Origin of the sequence: Metapseudomonas resinovorans DSM 21078 (genome assembly GCF_000423545.1) — a bacterium.
GTDB classification, from domain to species: domain Bacteria; phylum Pseudomonadota; class Gammaproteobacteria; order Pseudomonadales; family Pseudomonadaceae; genus Metapseudomonas; species Metapseudomonas resinovorans.
The window spans coordinates 68,037-88,903 of the sequence record NZ_AUIE01000007.1; the positions used below are offsets into that span (position 1 = coordinate 68,037).

Annotated in this window: 19 protein-coding genes; 13 read left to right on the top strand and 6 right to left on the bottom strand. The window is 62.0% G+C overall.

Annotated elements, in window-relative coordinates; genetic code table 11:
- Positions 1 to 48: 48 nt before the first annotated feature.
- Positions 49 to 1,332, top strand: coding sequence for an NAD(P)/FAD-dependent oxidoreductase (locus G559_RS0107955; protein WP_028627720.1), 1,284 nt, complete (start codon positions 49 to 51; stop codon positions 1,330 to 1,332).
- Positions 1,333 to 1,390: 58 nt separating this feature from the next.
- On the opposite strand, the gene G559_RS0107960 is transcribed toward G559_RS0107955, so the two are convergent.
- The gene (locus tag G559_RS0107960; RefSeq protein WP_028627721.1) at positions 1,391 to 2,059 is read right to left on the bottom strand and encodes a PA2778 family cysteine peptidase; all 669 of its coding nucleotides are present in this window, start codon (positions 2,057 to 2,059) and stop codon (positions 1,391 to 1,393) included.
- A 313-nt stretch (positions 2,060 to 2,372) separates the two neighbouring features.
- Between G559_RS0107960 and G559_RS0107965 the strand changes: the two genes are divergently transcribed.
- From G559_RS0107965 to G559_RS30295, 4 genes are all read left to right on the top strand, one after another.
- Positions 2,373 to 2,642, top strand: a complete 270-nt coding sequence (locus G559_RS0107965) for a hypothetical protein (protein WP_028627722.1) — start codon at positions 2,373 to 2,375, stop codon at positions 2,640 to 2,642.
- Between the two features lie 225 nt (positions 2,643 to 2,867).
- The gene (locus G559_RS0107970; RefSeq protein ID WP_028627723.1) at positions 2,868 to 3,875 is read left to right on the top strand and encodes a GlxA family transcriptional regulator; all 1,008 of its coding nucleotides are present in this window, start codon (positions 2,868 to 2,870) and stop codon (positions 3,873 to 3,875) included.
- 10 nt (positions 3,876 to 3,885) lie between these two features.
- Complete coding sequence (locus G559_RS0107975; RefSeq protein WP_028627724.1) at positions 3,886 to 4,128, top strand: DUF1272 domain-containing protein; 243 nt, start codon at positions 3,886 to 3,888, stop codon at positions 4,126 to 4,128.
- A 24-nt stretch (positions 4,129 to 4,152) separates the two neighbouring features.
- Complete coding sequence (locus G559_RS30295; protein ID WP_155945688.1) at positions 4,153 to 4,320, top strand: hypothetical protein; 168 nt, start codon at positions 4,153 to 4,155, stop codon at positions 4,318 to 4,320.
- A gap of 51 nt (positions 4,321 to 4,371) precedes the next feature.
- Here G559_RS30295 and nfuA read toward each other — a convergent pair whose 3' ends face one another.
- Both nfuA and G559_RS0107990 read right to left on the bottom strand, forming a co-directional pair.
- Positions 4,372 to 4,956, bottom strand: a complete 585-nt coding sequence (nfuA, locus tag G559_RS0107985; RefSeq protein WP_028627725.1) for a Fe-S biogenesis protein NfuA — start codon at positions 4,954 to 4,956, stop codon at positions 4,372 to 4,374.
- Between the two features lie 226 nt (positions 4,957 to 5,182).
- Positions 5,183 to 7,429, bottom strand: coding sequence for a fatty acid cis/trans isomerase (locus G559_RS0107990; RefSeq protein WP_051246495.1), 2,247 nt, complete (start codon positions 7,427 to 7,429; stop codon positions 5,183 to 5,185).
- Positions 7,430 to 7,641: 212 nt separating this feature from the next.
- On the opposite strand from G559_RS0107990, the gene metH reads away from it, so the two are divergent.
- Both metH and G559_RS0108000 read left to right on the top strand, forming a co-directional pair.
- Positions 7,642 to 11,334: a methionine synthase gene (gene metH / locus G559_RS0107995; protein WP_028627727.1), complete on the top strand. Its 3,693-nt coding sequence runs from the start codon at positions 7,642 to 7,644 to the stop codon at positions 11,332 to 11,334.
- A gap of 88 nt (positions 11,335 to 11,422) precedes the next feature.
- Positions 11,423 to 12,802 carry an FAD/NAD(P)-binding protein gene (locus G559_RS0108000; protein WP_162144809.1) on the top strand — a complete coding sequence of 460 codons (1,380 nt, stop codon included), beginning with the start codon at positions 11,423 to 11,425 and terminating at the stop codon, positions 12,800 to 12,802.
- Between the two features lie 27 nt (positions 12,803 to 12,829).
- On the opposite strand, the gene G559_RS0108005 is transcribed toward G559_RS0108000, so the two are convergent.
- Positions 12,830 to 13,123 (bottom strand): DUF1883 domain-containing protein, encoded by a 294-nt coding sequence (locus G559_RS0108005; RefSeq protein ID WP_028627729.1) that lies wholly within the window; start codon positions 13,121 to 13,123, stop codon positions 12,830 to 12,832.
- A 173-nt stretch (positions 13,124 to 13,296) separates the two neighbouring features.
- On the opposite strand from G559_RS0108005, the gene G559_RS0108010 reads away from it, so the two are divergent.
- The 3 genes from G559_RS0108010 to G559_RS0108020 all read left to right on the top strand — a co-directional run bounded on the left by G559_RS0108010 (position 13,297) and on the right by G559_RS0108020 (position 15,286).
- Positions 13,297 to 13,905, top strand: a complete 609-nt coding sequence (locus G559_RS0108010) for a hypothetical protein (protein ID WP_028627730.1) — start codon at positions 13,297 to 13,299, stop codon at positions 13,903 to 13,905.
- Positions 13,906 to 13,971: 66 nt separating this feature from the next.
- Positions 13,972 to 15,012: an RNA methyltransferase gene (locus G559_RS0108015; RefSeq protein WP_028627731.1), complete on the top strand. Its 1,041-nt coding sequence runs from the start codon at positions 13,972 to 13,974 to the stop codon at positions 15,010 to 15,012.
- A gap of 55 nt (positions 15,013 to 15,067) precedes the next feature.
- A complete protein-coding gene (locus G559_RS0108020) occupies positions 15,068 to 15,286 on the top strand; it encodes a DUF2970 domain-containing protein (protein WP_028627732.1) in 219 nt (72 codons plus the stop codon).
- Positions 15,287 to 15,290: 4 nt separating this feature from the next.
- Here the strand turns inward: G559_RS0108020 and G559_RS0108025 are convergent, their stop codons facing one another.
- Positions 15,291 to 16,376: an ABC transporter substrate-binding protein gene (locus tag G559_RS0108025; protein ID WP_028627733.1), complete on the bottom strand. Its 1,086-nt coding sequence runs from the start codon at positions 16,374 to 16,376 to the stop codon at positions 15,291 to 15,293.
- Positions 16,377 to 16,812: 436 nt separating this feature from the next.
- On the opposite strand from G559_RS0108025, the gene G559_RS0108035 reads away from it, so the two are divergent.
- Positions 16,813 to 18,471 carry a nitrite/sulfite reductase gene (locus G559_RS0108035; RefSeq protein WP_028627734.1) on the top strand — a complete coding sequence of 553 codons (1,659 nt, stop codon included), beginning with the start codon at positions 16,813 to 16,815 and terminating at the stop codon, positions 18,469 to 18,471.
- Positions 18,455 to 18,955, top strand: coding sequence for a DUF934 domain-containing protein (locus G559_RS0108040; RefSeq protein WP_028627735.1), 501 nt, complete (start codon positions 18,455 to 18,457; stop codon positions 18,953 to 18,955). The genes G559_RS0108035 and G559_RS0108040 overlap by 17 nt, the downstream gene beginning before the upstream one ends.
- A 347-nt stretch (positions 18,956 to 19,302) precedes the next feature.
- Here the strand turns inward: G559_RS0108040 and G559_RS0108045 are convergent, their stop codons facing one another.
- Positions 19,303 to 19,884, bottom strand: coding sequence for a TetR/AcrR family transcriptional regulator (locus tag G559_RS0108045; protein WP_028627736.1), 582 nt, complete (start codon positions 19,882 to 19,884; stop codon positions 19,303 to 19,305).
- Positions 19,885 to 19,995: 111 nt separating this feature from the next.
- On the opposite strand from G559_RS0108045, the gene G559_RS0108050 reads away from it, so the two are divergent.
- On the top strand, positions 19,996 to 20,850 hold the full coding sequence (locus tag G559_RS0108050) for an alpha/beta hydrolase family protein (RefSeq protein WP_028627737.1): 855 nt from the start codon (positions 19,996 to 19,998) through the stop codon (positions 20,848 to 20,850).
- Positions 20,851 to 20,867 lie beyond the last annotated feature (17 nt).

The following is a 20,867-nucleotide window of genomic DNA, read 5'->3' on the forward strand; positions in this document are numbered from 1 at the left end:
CAGGTAGCATCAGCACATCTGTAAAAAATAAAAAACAGAGATTCCATTATGACGCACACTCCCTACCCTCAGTCCTATTACGCGTTCTCGGCCAACCCGGTACCGGCTCGCCCTGAACTGCAAGGCGAGACCGAAACCGACGTCTGCATCATTGGCGCAGGCTACACCGGCCTATCTACCGGCCTCTTCCTTCTGGAGAACGGCTTCAAGGTCACGATCCTCGAAGCCGCCAAGGTCGGTTTCGGCGCATCCGGCCGCAACGGTGGCCAGATCGTGAACAGCTACAGCCGCGACATCGATTCGATCGAGCGCGCCGCTAACCCAAAGAACGCCAAACTGATGGCCGACATGGCCTTCGAGGGCGGCCGCATCATTCGCGACCGCATCAAGAAGTACGACATCCAGTGCGATCTGAAGGATGGTGGCGTATTCGCAGCCATCACCAAGAAGCAGATGGGTCATCTGGAAGCCCAGAAGAAGCTGTGGGAGCGCTTTGGTCACACCCAGCTCGAAATTCTGGACGCCAAACGCATTCGCGAAGTTGCGGCGACCGACAACTATATCGGCGGCATGCTGGACATGAGCGGTGGCCATATCCACCCGCTCAACCTCGCCCTCGGCGAAGCCGCGGCCGTTGAGTCCCTGGGCGGAGTCATCCACGAACAAAGCCCGGCCACTCGCATCGAACGCGGCGCCAACCCGGTGGTACACACCCCGAAAGGCCGTGTGAAAGCCAAGTTTGTCGTCGTGGCCGGCAACGCCTATCTGGGCAACCTGGTTCCCGAGCTGGCCAGCAAGTCCATGCCTTGCGGCACCCAGGTGATCACCACCGAGCCGCTGTCGGACGACTTGGCCAAGACCCTGCTGCCGCAGGATTACTGCGTCGAGGACTGCAACTACCTGCTGGATTACTACCGTCTTTCCGGCGACAAGCGCCTGATCTACGGCGGCGGCGTGGTCTACGGTGCCCGTGACCCGGCGAACATCGAAGCCATCATCCGGCCGAAGATGCTGAAGACCTTCCCGCAACTCAAGGACGTGAAGATCGACTTCGCCTGGACCGGAAACTTCCTGCTGACCCTGTCGCGCCTGCCCCAGGTCGGCCGGATCGGCGACAACATCTACTACTCCCAGGGCTGCAGTGGCCACGGCGTCACTTACACCCACATCGCGGGCAAGGTGATTGCCGAAACCCTGCGCGGCCAGGCTGAGCGCTTCGACGCCTTCGCCAGCCTGCCGCACTACCCCTTCCCTGGCGGTCGCATGTTCCGCGTGCCCTTCACTGCGATGGGCGCGTGGTACTACAGCCTGCGCGACAAGTTGGGCGTCTGATTCGCCTGCAAACGAAAGCGGCGCCCCAGGGCGCCGTTTTCGTTTCCGTGACTGCCTGTCAGGGCATTTGCAGCCGTGCCATCTTCGCTGCGTTGACCTGGCCCGCCGCAGCAAGCTCATCGGCCGCCTTCAGCCAGCGAGCCCGCTCCACCGATGCCGGCAACTGGTTCGGCGCCTGCACCAGCACTGCCCAGCTCCCCGCTTCACCCCAGCCCGACTCAAATGCACTGAAACTCATCAGGGCGCGGCGTTCATGACCGTGGCGCAACAGCACTTGCTGGTTGGCTCGGTCGTAGCCGATCAACAGCGCATAGCGCCAGGAGGGCATCCAGCCGAAGCCTTCGCGCAAATGCACCAGCACCGGGTTACCCGCAGCCACCTGCTCCAACAACTCATCCATCTGGTCGCCCAGCGGATAAACCATCAAGCCATGCTGGCGCGCCGTCGCCACCAGCCCCTCCCGCAGGGAGGCTTCCTTCTGGGGCAGTTGCAGCTCTTTTTCGATCATACCCGGCGTTACCTCTTCCCCCTGCTGAGTCAGCAAGGCCGCCATGGAAGCGGGCGCACTTTGGTAGGCATTCTGGGCGAAGAACGGCACACCGCTCAGCTCAACCCGCTCCGGGCCCGCCCGTAATTTCGGCGATAGCGGCTGGGCGGCACACCCGACCAGCGCGGCAACGCATGCGGCAACAAGGACAGGGCGGAACAAACGGCTCAGGACGGGCACGGCAACACTCGCTGTAGGCAACCTCGAACGATCGAAGATGATACTGGCAGGAGCCCACCGGGTACATTGCGGCGCTAGCCCGCTGCGATCAGGAACAATGCCAGAGCACTCTGTATACCCTGCAAACCGACAAAAACGCACAACGCCCGGTACAAAAGTCGCTTACCCGTTCATTTCAGCGACAAAAACTTAGTTTTTCACGACGTGCTGTGACTTATCAGTCGGGTCTCGCCATCCACATTCACGACAGTGCAATAAAGGCGTGAAGCCGCACCGTCACCTTCATTGGGCACAATATGGAGAGACCCCTCCCATGAATACTCCGCTGCGTTTCAACGAAGCACTGATCATCGCAGGTCGTGCTTTCAAACCCTTTCAGTGTGTTGCCTGGGCCCTGCAAGACGGCACCGGCGAACTCAGCATCAGCGTGATCGACCGTACCAGCACCCGCCTGCTCGGCCGTTCGAAGATCCCTAGCAGCACTTATTCCGATCCGGAGCAACTGGCAAGCATCCTCAAGCAGTCCCGCGAGGAGTTGAGCCGCAAAGGCTACGACCTCGAGCCCTGGTCGATGCCGGAATAATCGCACCAGCGCCAGTGCCCAATGCGCGGCGGGCAGGCCTTCCCTGCTCGCCCCGGCCGTTCTTTCCCTGCAGTCCCCCTCCCTCACCGACACCAACACCAACAAGCAAGCTGACCACCCCAGCGGGTGATTGATTTCGCCTTTGGCGATATCTGTGGGCTTATTGTCATTGTTGCCACCCTCCATTCGCTGCAGACTGACGCCATCTCCTTCATCGAGATCGTCATGGACCCGATTCGCCACATCGCCTGCCTGGCCTTTCCCGAGGTGATGAGCCTGGACGTCACTGGCCCGTTGCAAGTGTTTGCCTCGGCCAATGTCGAGCGCCAGCGCCAGGGCCTGCCCCCCTCTTATGTGCTGCATCTCCTCGGCCCCGAAGCAGGCCCTGTGAAAACCTCGGCCGGCTTTGGCCTGGTTGCTGAGCAGGCTTGGCGCGAGGTCGACCCTGCCAGCCTGGACACGCTGTTGATTCCTGGCGGCGTGCACATGCAAAGCCTCTGCGAAGACGCCGCGCTTCTGGACTGGCTGCGACAGGCCGAGCCCCATGTACGCCGCCTGGGCTCGATCTGCTCAGGAGCCTTAGTCCTGGCTGCGACCGGGCTACTGGATGGCCGCCGAGCCACGACGCACTGGTCGGATGTAAAGGCGCTGAGCCGCCACGCCGAGGTGGACGTGCAAGGAGACCGCTTGCATACCTACGACCCGGAGGGCCTGGACGGCGATACGCATGTTTTTACGTCTGCAGGTGTCACCGCCGGCATCGACCTGGCGCTGGCCCTGGTGGAGGCGGACCTGGGTCGTCCGATTGCACTGGCAGTGGCCCGGCATCTGGTGCTGTTCCTACGTCGCCCCGGCGGACAGGCACAATTCAGCGCCCTACTCACCCCGGACCCCAGCCGCACACCGCGGTTGGCCGCCCTGCTGGAATGGATTCCCGCCAACCTGGGTGCCGACTTGTCCCTGGAAGCCCTTGCGGCCCAGGCGAAGATGGCGCCGCGCAGTCTTTCGCGTCTCTTCGCCCAGGAACTGGGCATGGGCCCTGGCAAGTATGTGGAACGGGTCCGTGTAGAAGCGGCCCGCACGCTACTGCAGGACGCCCAGGCGTCCATCGCCACGGTGGCGCACCTGACCGGTTTCGGTCACCCCGAGAATCTGCGTCGCACGTTTCACAAACACCTGTCCGTCAGCCCGCAGGAATACGCGGAGCGCTTCGGACGCCCGACATCTGACTGAGGATCCCGCCATGCTCGAACTGCGCCCCAATTGCGAATGCTGCGACAAGAATCTGCCGCCCGAGTCCACCCAGGCAGTGATCTGCTCATTCGAATGCACGTTCTGCCGCGATTGTGCCGATCAGCGTCTGCACGGCACCTGCCCCAACTGCGGTGGTGAACTGCTTCGACGGCCTATCCGTCCAGCGACGGCGCTCGCGAAGTATCCCGCTTCAGACCAGCGCATCCTGAAAGCCGCCGGCTGCCCGAGCTGAAGACCAGCGCAACAAGCTGGATTGATGCGGTTAGTGACGAATGCCACGCCGCTCGCGATGAATATTTGCGGCTTCTTTCTGGAGTATCGCGCTGAGCTGATCCGCTGGCGTACCCTCGGGACCTTCCTGCCTGCTTTCAAAGCATTGGGCTTCGCGCAGCTCAGCCGCAACTACGATGGGGAGGCCCCATGAGCATGAAAAAGGCGACCCGAAGGTCGCCCTTTCAATGCGCTGCACGCCTTCTTAGTAGTAGGCGTTCTCGCGGTTGCTGTGGTCGGTGACGTCACGCACGCCTTTCAGCTCCGGAATGCGCTCCATCAGAGTCTTCTCGACGCCATCCTTCAGAGTCATGTCGACCATGCCGCAGCCCTGGCAGCCGCCGCCGAACTGCAGCACAGCGATGCCCTCTTCGACGACATCCACCAGGCTCACCTGGCCGCCGTGGCTGGCCAAGCCGGGGTTGATCTCCGTCTGGAGGTAGTAGTTGATGCGCTCGTTGAGCGGGCTTTCTTCATTGACCATCGGCACCTTGGCGTTCGGCGCCTTGATGGTGAGCTGACCACCCATACGATCAGTGGCGTAGTCCACCACGGCATCTTCCAGGAAGGGTTCGCTGACACCGTCGATCCAGGCGGTGAAAGCGGCCAGCGCAACGGCGTTATCCTCGGGTTTCTGCTCGCCCGGCTTGCAGTAGGCGATGCAGGTTTCGGCGTACTGGGTGCCCGGTTGGGTGATGAAGACTCGAATACCGATGCCCGGGGTGTTCTGCTTCTCCAGCAGGTCAGCCAGATAATCCTGGGCAGCTTGGGTAATGGTGATGGCGCTCATGGCAACTCCTCGCAAACATGGGCGCAGTGTACGCCAAAGGGGAACAGGGGTTAAAGCCCTACCAATTTAGTAGGAATAATTCGCGTCCAGCTCGGTCCCGGAAGCTGCTGACGATTTAGCGCACGCGAGAATGGCCGAGGATGCTGGGTTTACGAGCCGTAAAGCACACAGCCGAAACCATTCTCAACGCAGTTGTTCTGACGCGAAGCAGGTCATGGGCAGGCAATCACAGGTTCTGATAGCGGTTCATGTCCAACTCCCCCGCCTCCACCGGCTCCGTTTCGCGGATATGGGCGGCCAGGTCGTGGAAGTAGAACCAGAATTGCGGATGGGTACGCCGAATACCCCAACGCTCCACCAGCTTGTCGAACGCGGCACCATCCTTCGCCTGTTCCAGGGCGTTGACGAAAGCCTCCACCTCCTCCGCCTTGAGGTTGAACATGAAGTTCGGGTAGCTGGAGAGCACACCAGGATAGAGGGTCAGCGTGTCCAGCCCTGGCTGGTAGCGCAGCTCCTCACCTAGCATGAAAGCCACGTTGCTGTGGGCACGATTGCGCAACAGGCTGTAGACCTCGCGCTGTCCATCGGGGAGCTCGACGCGCAGCAGGGTTGCTTCCGGCAATTGCTCAATCACCTTCAAGCCCGCTGCCGGCCGGCTCACCAGGCGACTGAGCACCTGCTCCGCATCCTGCAACTCCGGCACGATGCCAGGACGGTAGCAGCGGCCGTCAAGGCAGCGGTTGATCGGATCAGGACGCGCATTGAGGCCCGCATAGCGCATCAGCAGTTCCTGGGCGAAGGTGCGTTTCGGGTCCTTCTCGGGCAAGGACAAGGCCGTTGGGGTGTCCTTGTCGATGTTTTGATAATCCATCCACATCTTCACCTTGCCGCTTTTCTGGTACCAGTCGCCCAGCAAGACCGCGCGAGATTCGGCCGGCATCAGACGAAGGAAGTTGACCTCAGCGCCATTGCGGATCAGGTCGAAATAGAGCCGCGTCTGTGCCTGGTGGGAAACGTTGCCGAACACATCGAAGTTGACCACCAATTGGTAGTAGGTGCGCTCGAGAAGCGGATAGTCCATCCACCAGATGGTCTGGGGGACTTCGCCGATCAGGCCTTTACGCACCGAGGCGCTGTCGTGCTGGCGGAAGATGGACAACAGCGCATTGTCGTTGCCAGTCCAGATGTGTGCCCAGCTTGGCGGCGGCGCATCGGCGTATGCCTCCATGCGTAGCGCTTCGTACTCGTTGCGCTTGTCGCGGTAGGTGCGCCAGAGGCCGAGCAAGTCACCGATGTCGTCGAACTGACCCGGCATCGCCAGCAACGGCGTCGCTTGCTCACGGTACTCGGTATCGTTGATGTAGAGGTCGTGGGCGGGAGCCTGGAACAACGCCCAGAAGTTATCGCGGATGACGTCGGTGGCAATCTGCCCACGGCAGACGGGGCCGCGGATGAAGGTACGCACGAAGTACTCGGCGTTATCCAGCATGAACTGGTAGCGCGCTTGTGCCGGAATGGCCTGGAAGGTCTCGAAGGGATTGGCGCGACGCTGCGCACCATAGCCAGGCACCTGGTCCACGGCCCAGTCGCCGGAATAGAACAGCTCCTTGACCCGCGCCATCTTCGCCGCGCTCAGCGGATAGGTGATGTGGGTCTTGTGCACGATCACGCCCTGGATGGGCCAGAGACGGTAATAGAACGTATTACCCGGATCTTCGTTAGGCCGGCGCGTGGCAATGGGATCGATGGGTTGCCCACTGGGAGTGCGCGAGCGCACCAACTGGAAGAAATGACCAGACTCTCCGTCCTCGAAATAGAGATGCGCAAGGAACAGGTGCTCGAACAACCAGCGCCCTACCAGCGTTTCACGGGCACCCGGAGCATTCAGCAGCGCCTCCCACTCAGCTACCTGGCGTGCCTCGGCAGCGCTGGGCTGTACCACTTGTTCCTCCACCTTGGCACCTTCGGCGATCCAGCGCTGAAGCTTCTGATACTCCGCCTCGCTGAGGCCAGTCACGGCGAAAGGCATTCCGGCTCGGGCGTGCTTGCGTGCGTAGCCGTCAAACTCCCCGGGTAAAGGGCACTGATTCTGCCGGTTGATACTGATATCGAGATTGGCCGGTAGTTTCGCGTTGGGTTTCGGCGGGACGGACCGCCCCAGCTCCAGCATCCGCGCCATCAGCGCGGCCTGGGCGCCGTTGGCGTCCAGTACGGAATGGAAACCTTTGCGTCTCCACGCCTCCGCGCCTTGGGCATCGACGTACAGACGCGTGATTTCCTGGGCCTTGGTGCGCCCACCGTCATATACCGGAAGCTTATTCGCGCCGCGCGCTGCACCTTCAGCACTGCCGAGATTGAGCTGGCAGGGGGCGTCGTAGCAGGCGTGGCATGCCACGCACTTCTGGGTGAAGATCGGCTGGATGTCACGGCTGTAGGACAGCTCGTCCGCCCACGTCGGGCGAATCCACAGCATGAGCAAGACAACCAGGGTGGCGAGGGCTCGCAGCGACATAACTCGATCCATGAGGAGCAAAGGGGCGGATTCTACTGGCTTGCAGATCGGAGCGGTGATCTCGCCCCACCACCAACATGAACAGAATTCATGGAAATGGCGAACAAGCTAAAAATTACTAAGGTTTTGTTATCATCCCCGCCTTTGTTCACGCCACCCCTCAGGTAGTTCCCATGTCCGACCGCATCGCCCGCCAGCAAGCCCTGCAACAGGCGCTCAAAGAGCGCATCCTGATCCTCGACGGCGGCATGGGCACCATGATCCAGAGCTACAAGCTGCAGGAAGAGGACTATCGGGGTACCCGCTTCGCCGACTGGCCGAGCGACGTGAAGGGCAACAACGACTTGCTGCTGCTCTCCCGCCCGGATGTGATCCAGGCCATCGAGAAGGCTTACCTGGACGCCGGCGCGGACATCCTCGAAACCAATACCTTCAACGCCACTCGCGTGTCCCAGGCCGACTACGGCATGGAAGCGCTGGTCTATGAGTTGAACGTCGAAGGTGCACGCCTGGCCCGTGAAGTGGCCGACGCCAAGACCGCAGAGAATCCGGCCAAGCCGCGCTTCGTTGCCGGCGTACTTGGCCCAACCAGCCGCACCTGCTCCATCTCCCCGGACGTGAACAACCCCGGCTACCGCAACGTCACCTTCGACGAGCTGGTGGAGAACTACACCGAAGCCACCCGCGCACTGATCGAGGGAGGTTCGGACCTGATCCTCATCGAGACCATCTTCGACACCCTCAACGCCAAGGCGGCGATTTTCGCCGTGCAGGGCGTATTCGAGGAGTTGGGCTTCGAACTGCCGATCATGATCTCCGGCACCATCACCGACGCCTCCGGCCGCACCCTGTCGGGCCAGACCACCGAGGCATTCTGGAACTCGGTTCGCCACGCCAAGCCAATCTCCGTAGGCCTGAACTGCGCGCTCGGCGCCAAGGACCTGCGTCCGTATCTCGAAGAGTTGTCCAACAAGGCCGAGACACACGTCTCCGCCCACCCGAACGCCGGCCTGCCCAATGCCTTCGGCGAGTACGACGAAACGCCAGCGGAAATGGCCTCGGTGGTCGAGGAGTTCGCGGCGAGCGGCTTCCTCAACATCGTCGGCGGTTGCTGCGGCACTACCCCGCCGCACATCCAGGCCATCGCCGAAGCCGTGGCCAAGTATCCGCCGCGCGCTATCCCGGATATCCCCAAGGCCTGTCGCCTGTCTGGCCTGGAACCCTTCACCATCGATCGCAACTCGCTGTTCGTGAACGTCGGCGAGCGCACCAACATCACGGGCTCCGCCAAGTTCGCCCGACTGATCCGCGAAGAGAACTACACCGAGGCCCTGGAGGTCGCCTTGCAGCAGGTTGAAGCCGGCGCCCAGGTGATCGACATCAACATGGACGAGGGCATGCTGGACTCGAAGGCGGCCATGGTCACCTTCCTGAACCTGATCGCCGGCGAGCCGGACATCTCCCGCGTGCCGATCATGATCGACTCCTCCAAGTGGGAAGTGATCGAGGCGGGCCTGAAATGCATCCAGGGCAAGGGCATCGTCAACTCCATCTCCATGAAGGAAGGCGTGGAAGCCTTCAAGCACCACGCCCGCCTGTGCAAGCGTTACGGCGCCGCCGTGGTGGTGATGGCCTTCGACGAGGTCGGGCAGGCCGATACCGCCGCGCGCAAGAAAGAAATCTGCAAGCGCAGCTATGACATCCTGGTCAATGAAGTGGGCTTCGCACCGGAAGACATCATCTTCGACCCGAACATCTTCGCCGTGGCCACCGGCATCGAGGAGCACAACAACTACGCGGTGGACTTCATCGAAGCCTGCGCCTACATCCGCGACGAGTTGCCCTATGCGTTGTCTTCAGGCGGTGTGTCCAACGTCTCCTTCTCCTTCCGCGGCAACAACCCGGTGCGCGAGGCGATCCACTCGGTCTTCCTGTACCACGCGATCAAGAACGGCCTGACCATGGGCATCGTCAACGCGGGCCAGTTGGAGATCTACGACGAAATTCCCGCCGAGCTGCGCGAAAAGGTCGAAGACGTCGTGCTCAACCGCAACCCTGACTCCACCGAGGCCCTGCTGGCCATCGCCGACAACTACAAAGGCGGCGGCGCAGTCAAGGAAGCCGAGAACGAGGAATGGCGCAGCTATCCGGTGGGCAAGCGACTGGAACACGCCCTGGTGAAAGGCATCACGACCTTCATCGTCGAAGATACCGAAGAGTGCCGCCAGCAATGCGCACGTCCGATCGAGGTGATTGAAGGGCCGCTGATGTCAGGCATGAACGTGGTGGGCGACCTGTTCGGCGCCGGCAAGATGTTCCTGCCCCAGGTGGTGAAGTCCGCGCGCGTCATGAAACAGGCTGTTGCCCACCTCATTCCCTTCATCGAAGAGGAAAAAGGCGACAAGCCGGAAGCCAAAGGCAAGATTCTCATGGCCACCGTGAAGGGTGACGTGCATGACATCGGCAAAAACATTGTCGGCGTGGTGCTGGGTTGCAACGGCTACGACATCGTCGACCTCGGCGTGATGGTTCCGGCAGAGAAGATCCTCCAGACCGCCATTGCCGAGAAGTGCGACATCATTGGCCTTTCCGGCCTGATCACCCCGTCCCTGGACGAGATGGTCCATGTCGCCAAGGAAATGCAGCGCCAGGGCTTCACCCTGCCGCTGATGATCGGCGGCGCCACGACCTCCAAAGCCCACACAGCGGTGAAGATCGACCCGCAGTACAGCAACGACGCCGTGGTGTACGTCACCGACGCCTCTCGCGCCGTGGGCGTAGCCACCCAACTGCTGTCCAAGGAACTGAAGGCCGGCTTCGTCGAGAAGACCCGCGCCGACTATGTCGAGGTGCGTGAGCGCACCGCCAACCGCGCTGCACGCACCGAGCGCCTGGCCTATTCCGACGCCCTGGCAAACAAACCTCAGTTCGACTGGACCGGCTATCGCGCACCCAAGCCGAGCTTCACCGGTGTGCAAATGCTGGAGGACATCGACCTGTCGGTGCTGGCCCAGTACATCGACTGGACCCCCTTCTTCATCTCCTGGGATCTGGCCGGCAAGTACCCGCGCATTCTCACCGATGAAGTGGTGGGCGAAGCGGCCACCTCCCTGTTCAATGACGCCCAGGCCATGCTCAAGCAACTGATCGACGGCAAGCTGATCAAGGCCCGCGCAGTATTCGGCTTCTGGCCGGCCAACCAGGTGGATCATGACGACGTGGAGGTGTACGACGGCCACGGCAAGGCCCTCGCGCGCCTGCACCACCTGCGCCAGCAAACCATCAAGCCCGACAGCAAGCCGAACCTCTGCCTGGCCGACTACGTAGCGCCCAAGGAGAGCGGCATCACGGACTACGTCGGCGGTTTCATCACCACCGCCGGCATTGGCGCCGAGGAGCTGGCCAAGCAGTACGAGGCCAAAGGCGACGACTACAGCGCCATCATGGTCAAAGCACTGGCAGACCGCCTGGCCGAAGCATGCGCCGAGTGGTTGCATGAGCGCGTGCGTAAGGAATACTGGGGCTACGCTGCCGACGAGCGCTTGGACAACGAAGCGCTGATCAAGGAGCAGTACAAAGGCATCCGCCCCGCTCCAGGCTATCCGGCCTGCCCGGATCACACCGAGAAGGGCACCCTCTTCCACCTGCTCGACCCACAGGGCACCAGCGGCGTGACGCTCACCGAGCACTACGCCATGTTCCCGGCGGCCGCGGTCAGCGGCTGGTACTTCGCACACCCCGAAGCCCAGTATTTCGCGGTGGGCAAAATCGAGCGCGACCAGATTGAGAGCTACAGTAAACGCAAGGGTCAGGACCAGGCCGTAAGCGAGCGCTGGCTGTCGCCGAATCTGGGTTACGAGAACTAGAACGACCCGTGCTGCACCATTACGACGGATCTGGTCCGTCGCAATGGTGCAATGCGGCCACAGACCCCAAGAGGGGATGGAAGTGACGTTGCAACAACACATCAGCATTATAGGCAGTGGATTCTGTGGGACGGCATTGACCATCCAGCTGCTACGCCACGCGAAGGGCCCGCTGCATGTGCAGCTGATCAACCGCTCCGGTCGCCTGGCAAGGGGGCTGGCCTATGGCACCCGGTCATCCAGCCATCTTCTCAATGTTCCTGCCGGGCGAATGAGCCTGTTTCCGGACCTCCCCAATGACTTCCTCTTGTACGCTCAGTCCAGGCTTCCCGAAGCCCGAACTGGCGATTTCCTGCCCCGCAGCCTCTATGGGGACTACCTGGAGCATCGCCTGGCCGAAGCCATCGCCGGCAAGTCTCCAGCAGTTTTCTTCGAGCATGTCGAAGCGCAGGTCATCGATAGCATTGTGACGCACGACAAAGTCATCCTGGAGCTGCAAGACGGCCGCTCTCTGGAGGCGACTCAAGCGGTCATCGCCACCGGAAACTTTGCCCCGGCAATACCTGCCCCGCTTGCCGGCATCGCCGCTGATTCGCGTTTCATTCGCGATCCGTGGCTGCCAGGAGTCCTCGAACGGATCAACCGAAATGCGCGGATATTGCTGGTCGGAACTGGACTGACCATGCTCGACGTTGCCCTGAGCCTGCAGGACCACGGCCATCAGCATCCGCTTCTGGCAGTCTCGCGACGAGCCCTGCTCCCCCAGCCGCACCGCACCAACCTGGAATCTCCGACCCTTCCGTTGGTGCCCGAATCACTGCTGGACCGAACGACGATGCGGCACCTGCTGTCCGACATCCGGGCCTTCGTCGACGCAGCCCAACGCGACGGGTACGACTGGCGCGATGTAGTCGCCGCCCTGCGTCCAGCGACCCCGTCGCTCTGGCAACGCTTGGCGTGCAGCGAGCGCCGACGTTTTCTCCGCCATCTGCAACCTTACTGGGAAGTCCATCGCCACAGGGCAGCGCCGAATATCGCAAAGCGGATCGAGGCAATGCTTCTGCACAACCTCCTCACGGTGAAAGCCGGGCGCTTGAGCGTCGCAAAGGTCTCCGACGAGGCTCTGCTCCTGAACGTGAAAATGCGTGGAAAGCAGCAGCCCTGTCAGCTGGAAGTCGATTACGTCATCAATTGCACAGGGCCGTGCAGCGACCTTTCAAAGCTGGATGAACCGTTGCTGAACAGGCTCCACGCCCGCGGCGAAGTGCAACGGGACGCGGAAGGATTGGGCCTGGAGGCCACGGAGGACTACCGACTACTCGCTCAGGACCAGGCCGCGCATAAACGATTGTTCTTGCTCAGCCCCATGCTCCGCGCTCGCTACTGGGAGGCAACTGCGGTGCCCGAATTGCGTCAGCATGCGGCCAGGCTTGCGGAACTATTGCTAAGGCAGGTTCAACCGAGCTGAACCTTCGGGTCTACCGCTCAGGTCAAATCACGACTTGGTGCGCCGCACGAACTTGATCGACCACTCGAAATTGGGCTTGCGCGTGACACTGATGGCGCGGCGGGTAACGGTGTCGAGGGTGACGTTCCAGAAGCCCGTGCTGGGGATCACGATCTTCGCCGGGAAGCGGTCGAAGGCGCCGCCGTGGTAGCTGTGGCGACCGCCGTTCTTGAAGCTGCGGAAGTTCGCATCGCTCATCAAACGGATGTTGCAGGTCTGCGAGCACTGGATGACGACCAGATCGCCCTCATTGAGGTGCTCGCGTTGATGGATGAACTTCATGAACAGCTCCAGAATCGCTGAATCGAACAGCGCGCCAGAATACCACGGAGGCAAATGCCACCGCCTCGCCTACGCTGAACAAGCCGACCAGGCGGATTTCCCGGGCGAAACGGAATGTTCGCCACGTGCGCATCCAATCCTTCTGGAACCCGAACGACCAAGGTGAACACAACATGCCCTACGCTATCCGAATTCCCGCACTCCTGATTGCCTTCGGACTAATCACGGCCTGCAGCAGCCATGCCGAGAACGATGGTTTGAACGTGACCACCAGCGCCGCCGAAGCCTACGCCCAGGGTGTGCCCGGCGGCGTCGCGTCCGAGACCGAGCAGATCTCGGCGGTTGTCACGGCCGTCGATCATCAGAAGCGGACCTTCACTCTCGAGGACGAGCAGGGTAACCGCCAGACCTTCAATGCGGTGCCGGAAATGCGCAATTTCTCGCAGCTTAAAACCGGTGATCGGGTCAAGGCGGTGGTGACTCACGAGCGCGTTATCCAACTGCGCGCACCGGGCGAAGCCCAGGAGGATGGCGCGGCGGGACTGGTGGCGACGGCGCCGGAAGGCAGCAAGCCGGGGTTGCTGATCGCGGACACCATGGAAATCACTGCCGTGGTCAAGGCCATCGACACCACCCAGCACACCGCCACCCTGGAGTTCGCCGATGGCAGCCGCAAGGTCGTGAGAGTGCGTCCTGACATTGAGCTCAAACCCACCTACCTCAACCAGGAAGTGGTGATTCGACTGACCTCAGCCCTGGCCATCAGCGTAGAGGCGCCCTGACGCGCGTCTACCGGCTGCTCGGCGGGCCTGCCACCTCATGGGGGACAGTGGTAGGATGCGCGCCCCATGCGTATCAGCGATATCCACCAACGCCTCGCCGACCTAGGCGCCCTCCCCGTCCACAGCGGACGGGTGGTGCGTGCCTGGCTGCAGGGCAAGCCCCTGGATGCCGGTACCCGCCGCCAACACACCGAGCACTTCCTGCCCCTCAGCGTCCGTGACGGCTTGCCCGCGCTGGCCGACGAGTTGGAGGCACTGGTTCACCTACGTTCGGAGCACCCCGGCTTAGATGGCTCTGCCCGCCTGCTGGTGGCATTGCGCGACGGCCAGATGGTGGAGAGCGTGCTGCTGCCCCGCGACGGGCTTTGCGTATCGACCCAGGTCGGCTGCGCCGTGGGTTGCGTGTTCTGCATGACCGGCAAGAGCGGACTGCTGCGCCAGGTGGGCAGCGCCGAGATCGTCGCCCAGGTCGCCCTCGCCCGCCGCTTCCGGCCGGTGAAGAAAGTCGTGTTCATGGGCATGGGCGAGCCGGCGCACAACCTGGAGAACGTGCTCGAAGCCATTGATCTGTTGGGCACTGACGGCGGTATCGGCCACAAGAACCTGGTGTTCTCCACCGTCGGCGACATGCGCGTCTTCGAGCGCCTGCCCCAGGAGCGGGTCAAGCCGGCCCTGGCCTTGTCCTTGCACACCACTCGAGCCGACCTGCGCGAACAGCTGCTGCCCAAGGCACCGCGCATCGCTCCGGATGAGTTGGTTGAACTGGGCGAGCGTTATGCCCGCACCATCGGCTATCCCATCCAGTACCAGTGGACGCTGCTCAAGGGCATCAACGACAGCCAGGAAGAAATGGACGGCATTCTGCGCCTGCTCAAGGGCAAGTACGCGGTGATGAACCTCATCCCCTACAACAGCCTGGATGCAGACGAATACCAGCGCCCCGATGGCGACCGAATCGTGCAGATGGTCCGCTACCTGCACAGCCGCGGCATCCTTACCAAAGTGCGTAATTCTGCTGGCCAGGACGTCGAGGGTGGCTGCGGCCAGTTGCGCGCCCGAGCTGTGGAACTGGTCAACACTCGCCGCCTGCGGCACCCCGCCTCCTGAGCGATCGGGCAACAGGTTCGTGCCGACGAGCTAAGCTCAGGCCAGGAGGTGTCCCATGGACGACAAAAATCACGACCAACCCCTGAGCTTCCGCGAAATGCTGCAGAGCGTGCTGGCAGCCGCCTTCGGCGTGCAGAGCGGGAAGAATCACAGCCGCGACTTCAGTCGCGGCAAGCCCAGCCACTTCATCATCCTCGGCGTGCTCTTCACCGTGGTCTTCGTGCTGGTGCTCTATGGCCTGGTGCGCCTGGTGCTCCACTTCGCCGGCCTCTGAAGCCTCAGTCGATCAGAGGCGCCAGGGAGAAGCGATAGTCGCGCGCGCCTTTCTTGCCCACCAGGCTGAAGGCCCGGAAGTCCAGGTCGAAGCCATACCGCTCGATATGTTGCAAGAGCCGCGTTGCCTTGTCCCGGTCCAGGGCCATGAACAACCGCACTTCGCGATCCTTGCCACCATGACGGGCGAAATCCACGCCAGCGTCGTAGTCATGCAACAGCACCATGGCCCAGCCGCCCAAAGTGAAGTGGCCACTGACCAAGGCGCTGATCTTCCCATCAAGATAAGTACGCAAGACTTCCGGTGAATTGTTCAGTGCGGAGAAAAGGAGGTCCTGCCCAGGCTTGCGCCCCAACTCGGTGGCGGCCTGCATCGCGCCAAAGGCCATTTCATCGTTGGCCGACCACACCAGCTTCACGTCCGGATAGCGCTGAAACAGCTGCAGGGCCTGGGTGTAGGCGCGCTCACGATTCCATTCGCTGTAGACCAACTGGCGCAGATGGGCATTGGGGAATTCGGCCAGGGCCTGCATGAGGCCTCGCTCACGTCGCTGGGCCGCGGGCGTCTGTTTGACGCCGGAAAACGCCAGCATGTCGAAGGGCTGGCCAGGCGCCAGGCGCTCCTGTTGTTCCAGCAGCGAGCGCGCCATCAGGTAACCGGCCTCCTCATCATTGGGGACCATGCTGCCAATCCAGTCGGGGTAGCGCTCCCGGGTGCCCCCGGTCAGTAACTGCTGATCAGGCGTCAGGTTGCTGTTCACGGTAAACAGCTTGACCCCACTGCCGCGCGACAGACGCAGGATTTCAGGCGCCGCGTATTGCTCGTTGACGAACACCAGGTAATCAGGACGATCCGCCCCCTGCAGCACTTCGCGGGCCTGGTCGAGCATCAAGTCCAGGTCGCGCTCGGCATAGCGGATTTCAAGGTCCATGCCGAGGTCATTGGAGGCCGCCTGCATGAACTGCGCATAACTCGCCCAGAAGGGTTCGTTGTGACGCCCCGGATTGAGAAAAACCACGGAAGCGGCGCTCAGCGTCTGGCTAACGCCCAGGCAGAGGCACAGTAGAAGGCAGGCACCCAGTCCTTTCATTCCATCACCCAGGAAAAATCGGCGGCGCAGTATAACTGCTTCTTACCGGGTGATCGGAGGTAACGGGGCCGCCAGGCCCCGTTCTTTACTGGTGGCTGACCCAGAACACCGCAGTGGTAACGGCGATCAGGATCAAGAAGAAGATGGCCCAGGCATCGACCTTGCTGTCGTGGCTGGAATCTTCGGAATGCTCGGTCATGACGTCCCCCAATTGTTGTGGTTATAGGCGGCTTGCACTTCGAGTAAAGACCAGCCCCCGCGGGGCCTCAAGCCGAAGGGTTATGCGCGGCCCCAAGGCAATAACTTCTGGTTCTTTACATATACTCAAACATCACTTTTGCGCATAACCCCGAACTGGTATCTTCCTCCGGCTCCGCGGGGAGTGCGCGGCCGTGCGCGCAGAAAAGCTGTAAGCAGCCTGACAACAGGACATTTCATGTACGTATACGACGAGTACGATCAACGGATCGTCGAGGACCGCGTCAAGCAGTTCCGCGATCAGACCCGCCGCTATCTGGAAGGCGAGCTTTCGGGTGAGGAATTCCGCCCGCTGCGCCTGCAGAACGGCCTGTACATCCAGCGCTACGCGCCCATGCTGCGTGTCGCCGTGCCTTACGGCCTGCTCTCTTCCGTCCAGGTGCGCAAGCTGGCGCAGATCGCTCGCGATTACGACAAGGGCTACGCCCACATCAGCACCCGCCAGAACGTCCAGTTCAACTGGCCGGAACTGGAAGACGTGCCGGAAATCCTCGCCGAGCTGGCCACCGTGCAGATGCACGCCATCCAGACCAGCGGCAACTGCATCCGCAACACCACCACCGACCAGTTCGCCGGCGTTGCCCGTGACGAACTCGTCGACCCGCGCCCCTGGTGCGAGATCATCCGTCAGTGGTCCACCTTCCACCCGGAATTCTCCCACCTGCCGCGCAAGTTCAAGATCGCCGTCAACGGCGCTGTGAGCGACCGTGCAGCCATCGAAGTCCACGACATCGGTCTGGAAGCGGTGCAGAACGAAGCCGGCGAACTGGGCTTCCGCGTATCAGTCGGTGGCGGCCTGGGCCGTACCCCGATCGTCGGCAGCTTCATCAACGAGTTCCTGCCTTGGCAGCACCTGATCAGCTATCTCGACGCGATCCTGCGCGTGTACAACCGCTACGGCCGTCGGGATAACAAGTACAAGGCGCGCATCAAGATCCTGGTCAAGGCGCTGACCCCGGAAGTGTTCGCCGAGCGCGTGAACGCCGAATGGGTACACCTGAAGGATGGCCCGACCACCCTGACCGAAGCCGAAGTGGAGCGTGTCGCCAAGCACTTCGTCGACCCGACGTACAAGACCCTGGAAGACCAGGACGCCGCCCTCGCTGCCCTGGATGCCGAGCACCCGGGCTTCGCCCGCTGGCGCGAGCGCAACGTGATTGCCCACAAGAAGCCCGGCTATGCCGCCGTGACCCTGTCGCTCAAGCCCACTGGCGTCGCGCCGGGCGATGTCACCGACAAGCAGCTGGACGCCATCGCCGACCTGGCTGATCGCTACTGCTTCGGCGAAGTGCGCAACAGCCACAACCAGAACATCATCCTGGCCGACGTCGAGCAGGCCCAGCTCTTCACCCTCTGGGGCGAGCTGCGCGAACTCGGCTTCGCCACCCCGAACGTGGGTCTGCTGACCGACATCATCTGCTGCCCGGGCGGCGATTTCTGCTCCCTGGCCAACGCCAAGTCGATCCCGGTGGCCGAAGCCATCCAGCGTCGTTTCGACGACCTGGACTATCTGTTCGACATCGGTAACCTCGACCTGAACATTTCCGGCTGCATGAACGCCTGCGGCCACCACCACGTCGGCCACATCGGCATCCTCGGCGTGGACAAGAAGGGCCAGGAGTTCTACCAGGTGTCCCTCGGCGGCAGCGCCGGCCGTGATGCCAGCCTGGCGCAGATCCTCGGCCCGTCCTTCGCCCAGGACGAAATGGCCGACGTGATCGAGAAGATCATCAAGGTCTACGTGGAACAGCGCACCGAAGACGAGCAATTCCTCGACACCTTCCGCCGCATTGGTATCGACCCGTTCAAGGAGCGCGTTTATGCAGCGAATCATTAAGAACGGTCAGGTCATCGACGAAACCTGGCACCTGCTGGCCAAGGACGCGACCCTGGACGGTATCCCCAACTGTGACGACATCATCATCCCGCTGGCGCTCTGGCGCGATCACGCCCATGCACTGAAAGCCCGCGACGGTGGCCTCGGTGTCTGGCTGGACAGCGACGAAGAGATCGAAGAGATCGCCGACGACCTGGAACACTTCCAGGTCATCGCGCTGAACTTCCCGGCCTTCACTGACGGCCGCCACTCCTCCACCGCCTACCTGCTGCGCCAACGCTACGGCTACAAGGGTGAAGTACGCGCCATAGGCGACGTGCTGCGCGACCAGCTTTTCGCCCTCCAGCGTTGTGGCTTTGACGCCTTTGCACTGAGGGCGGACAAGGACCCTTACGACGCCCTCAAGGCCTTCGAAGAGTTCTCCGAGGTCTACCAGGCATCCAGCGACCAGCCCCTGCCGCTGTTCCGCCGCCGTACGGCCTGAGTGATGCGCCAACAAAGAGCCCCGCACACGCGGGGCTTTTTGTTGGGCCAATCGATCTCTTGCAGGTGCGAGTAAACATCCACGTTCGTAGAACGTGGACTTGCTTTTAACCCCCCCATAAGGGAGCGTCTCGGAGGCGGCCGGCAAATCGTAGCCCAGATAAAATCCGAGAACGGCGGTTGGACTTCTCCCGGACTTCATTCGGGCTACTGACGTGCAGGAGCGAGCTTGCTCGCGAAACTTCGTGCCTGGGCTGTTCGCGAGCAAGCTCGCTCCTACAGACAGTCCGATTTCATCCTGCTAGTAGCTTCCCAAGTTCAAATGAATCCGCCCCTGCCGTTTCCAGCTTACGGCGCGCGAACCGCATCCCAGGCCACCTGTATGAACAGCTCGCGGCAATCGGCCAGACTGGTGCGGGTACGCCCCGCCAGCCAATTGCGGGTGAAGTCCTGGACCGGCCCGATGACGACAGAAACGAAGCAGTCGCGTGGCATCTCGCGATAGGCCCCTCTCTCACGATAAGGCCGCAGTATCTCTTCAATGCGCCCATGGTGCAGACGGTTGGTTTCCCGTAGCTGCTCACCCAGCTCGCTCGCCTCCACCCTCCCCCGGCTGTGCAGGATGAACCGTGCCCAGTCCGGGTTCTCCAGCACCCAGTCGACATAACAGGCCACCAGCAGCTTGATGCAACCCTCGGCGCTATCCACCTTGGCGAACCCCGCCTCCAGCAAACGCGCATAGCCACTCACCCCCTCCAGATAGAGAGCGGCAATGATGCGTTCCTTGTTGCCGAAATGGTGGTAGAGGCTGCCGATGCTGGCACCGGATCGGTCGCGGATCATCTCGATGGTGGTGGCATCCACGCCCTGTTCACTGAAGCAGGCCAGCGCGGCCTGGAGGATGTCGTCTTTTCGGGAGGGACGGCCCATTGGATTCCTCTAATGAAACTAGAATATTTTTCTAGAATAACTTTCTAGCTTTCGTATACTGCCCGGGTTCGCGTTTTTCCAGAAGCCCTTTCCAAAGCCAGGACGGATGCAATGATCAGTTCGACAGAATCCCGGATCGACAACGGCAACGGCCACCTCATCAGCACCAATTGGTTCCGCCCCGAAGGCGAGGCCCTGGCCGCGGTGCTGATAGTACCCGCCATGGGCGTACCCCAGCGCTATTACGCGCCCTTCGCCACCTGGCTAGCGGAACGCGGCTATCTAGTTGCCACTTTCGACTATGTCGGTATGGGCCAATCTCGCAACGGCCACCTGCGGGACCTGGACGTGGATATCCTCGATTGGGCCCGCCATGACTGCAGCACCATGCTTTCGCTCGTGGCCAACGCCGCCGGGGACAAACCGCTGTACTGGATCGGCCACAGCCTGGGCGGGCAGATCCTGCCCTTCGTCGAAGGAGCCGAGCGCATCAGCAAGGTGCTGACCATCGCCACCGGCAGCGGCTACTGGCGGGAAAACACCGCGGAGCTGCGTCGTCGGGTCTGGCTGTTGTGGTTCCTGGTGGCACCGCTGGTCACGCCGCTGGCCGGCTACTTCCCTGGCAAGCGCCTGGGCATGGTGGGCGACTTGCCCAAGGGCGTGATTCAACAGTGGCGCCGCTGGTGCCTGAACCCGGAATACGCGGTGGGCGCTGAAGGTGAGCGTGTGCGGGAAGCCTATTCCGCGGTACGCACACCGATCACCTCCATCTCTTTCACCGACGACGAGATGATGTCCGGGCGCAACACCGAGTCGCTGCACAGCTTCTATCGCCAGGCGCAGAAGAGCTTCAAGCGCATCGCCCCGGCAGATGTGGGCGAGAAAAGCATCGGTCACTTCGGCTTCTTCAAGCCGCAGTACGAACGCTCCCTGTGGCAAAGCGTGCTGCTGCCCGAGCTGGCCTGAGCCAGCCCGGGCCCGTT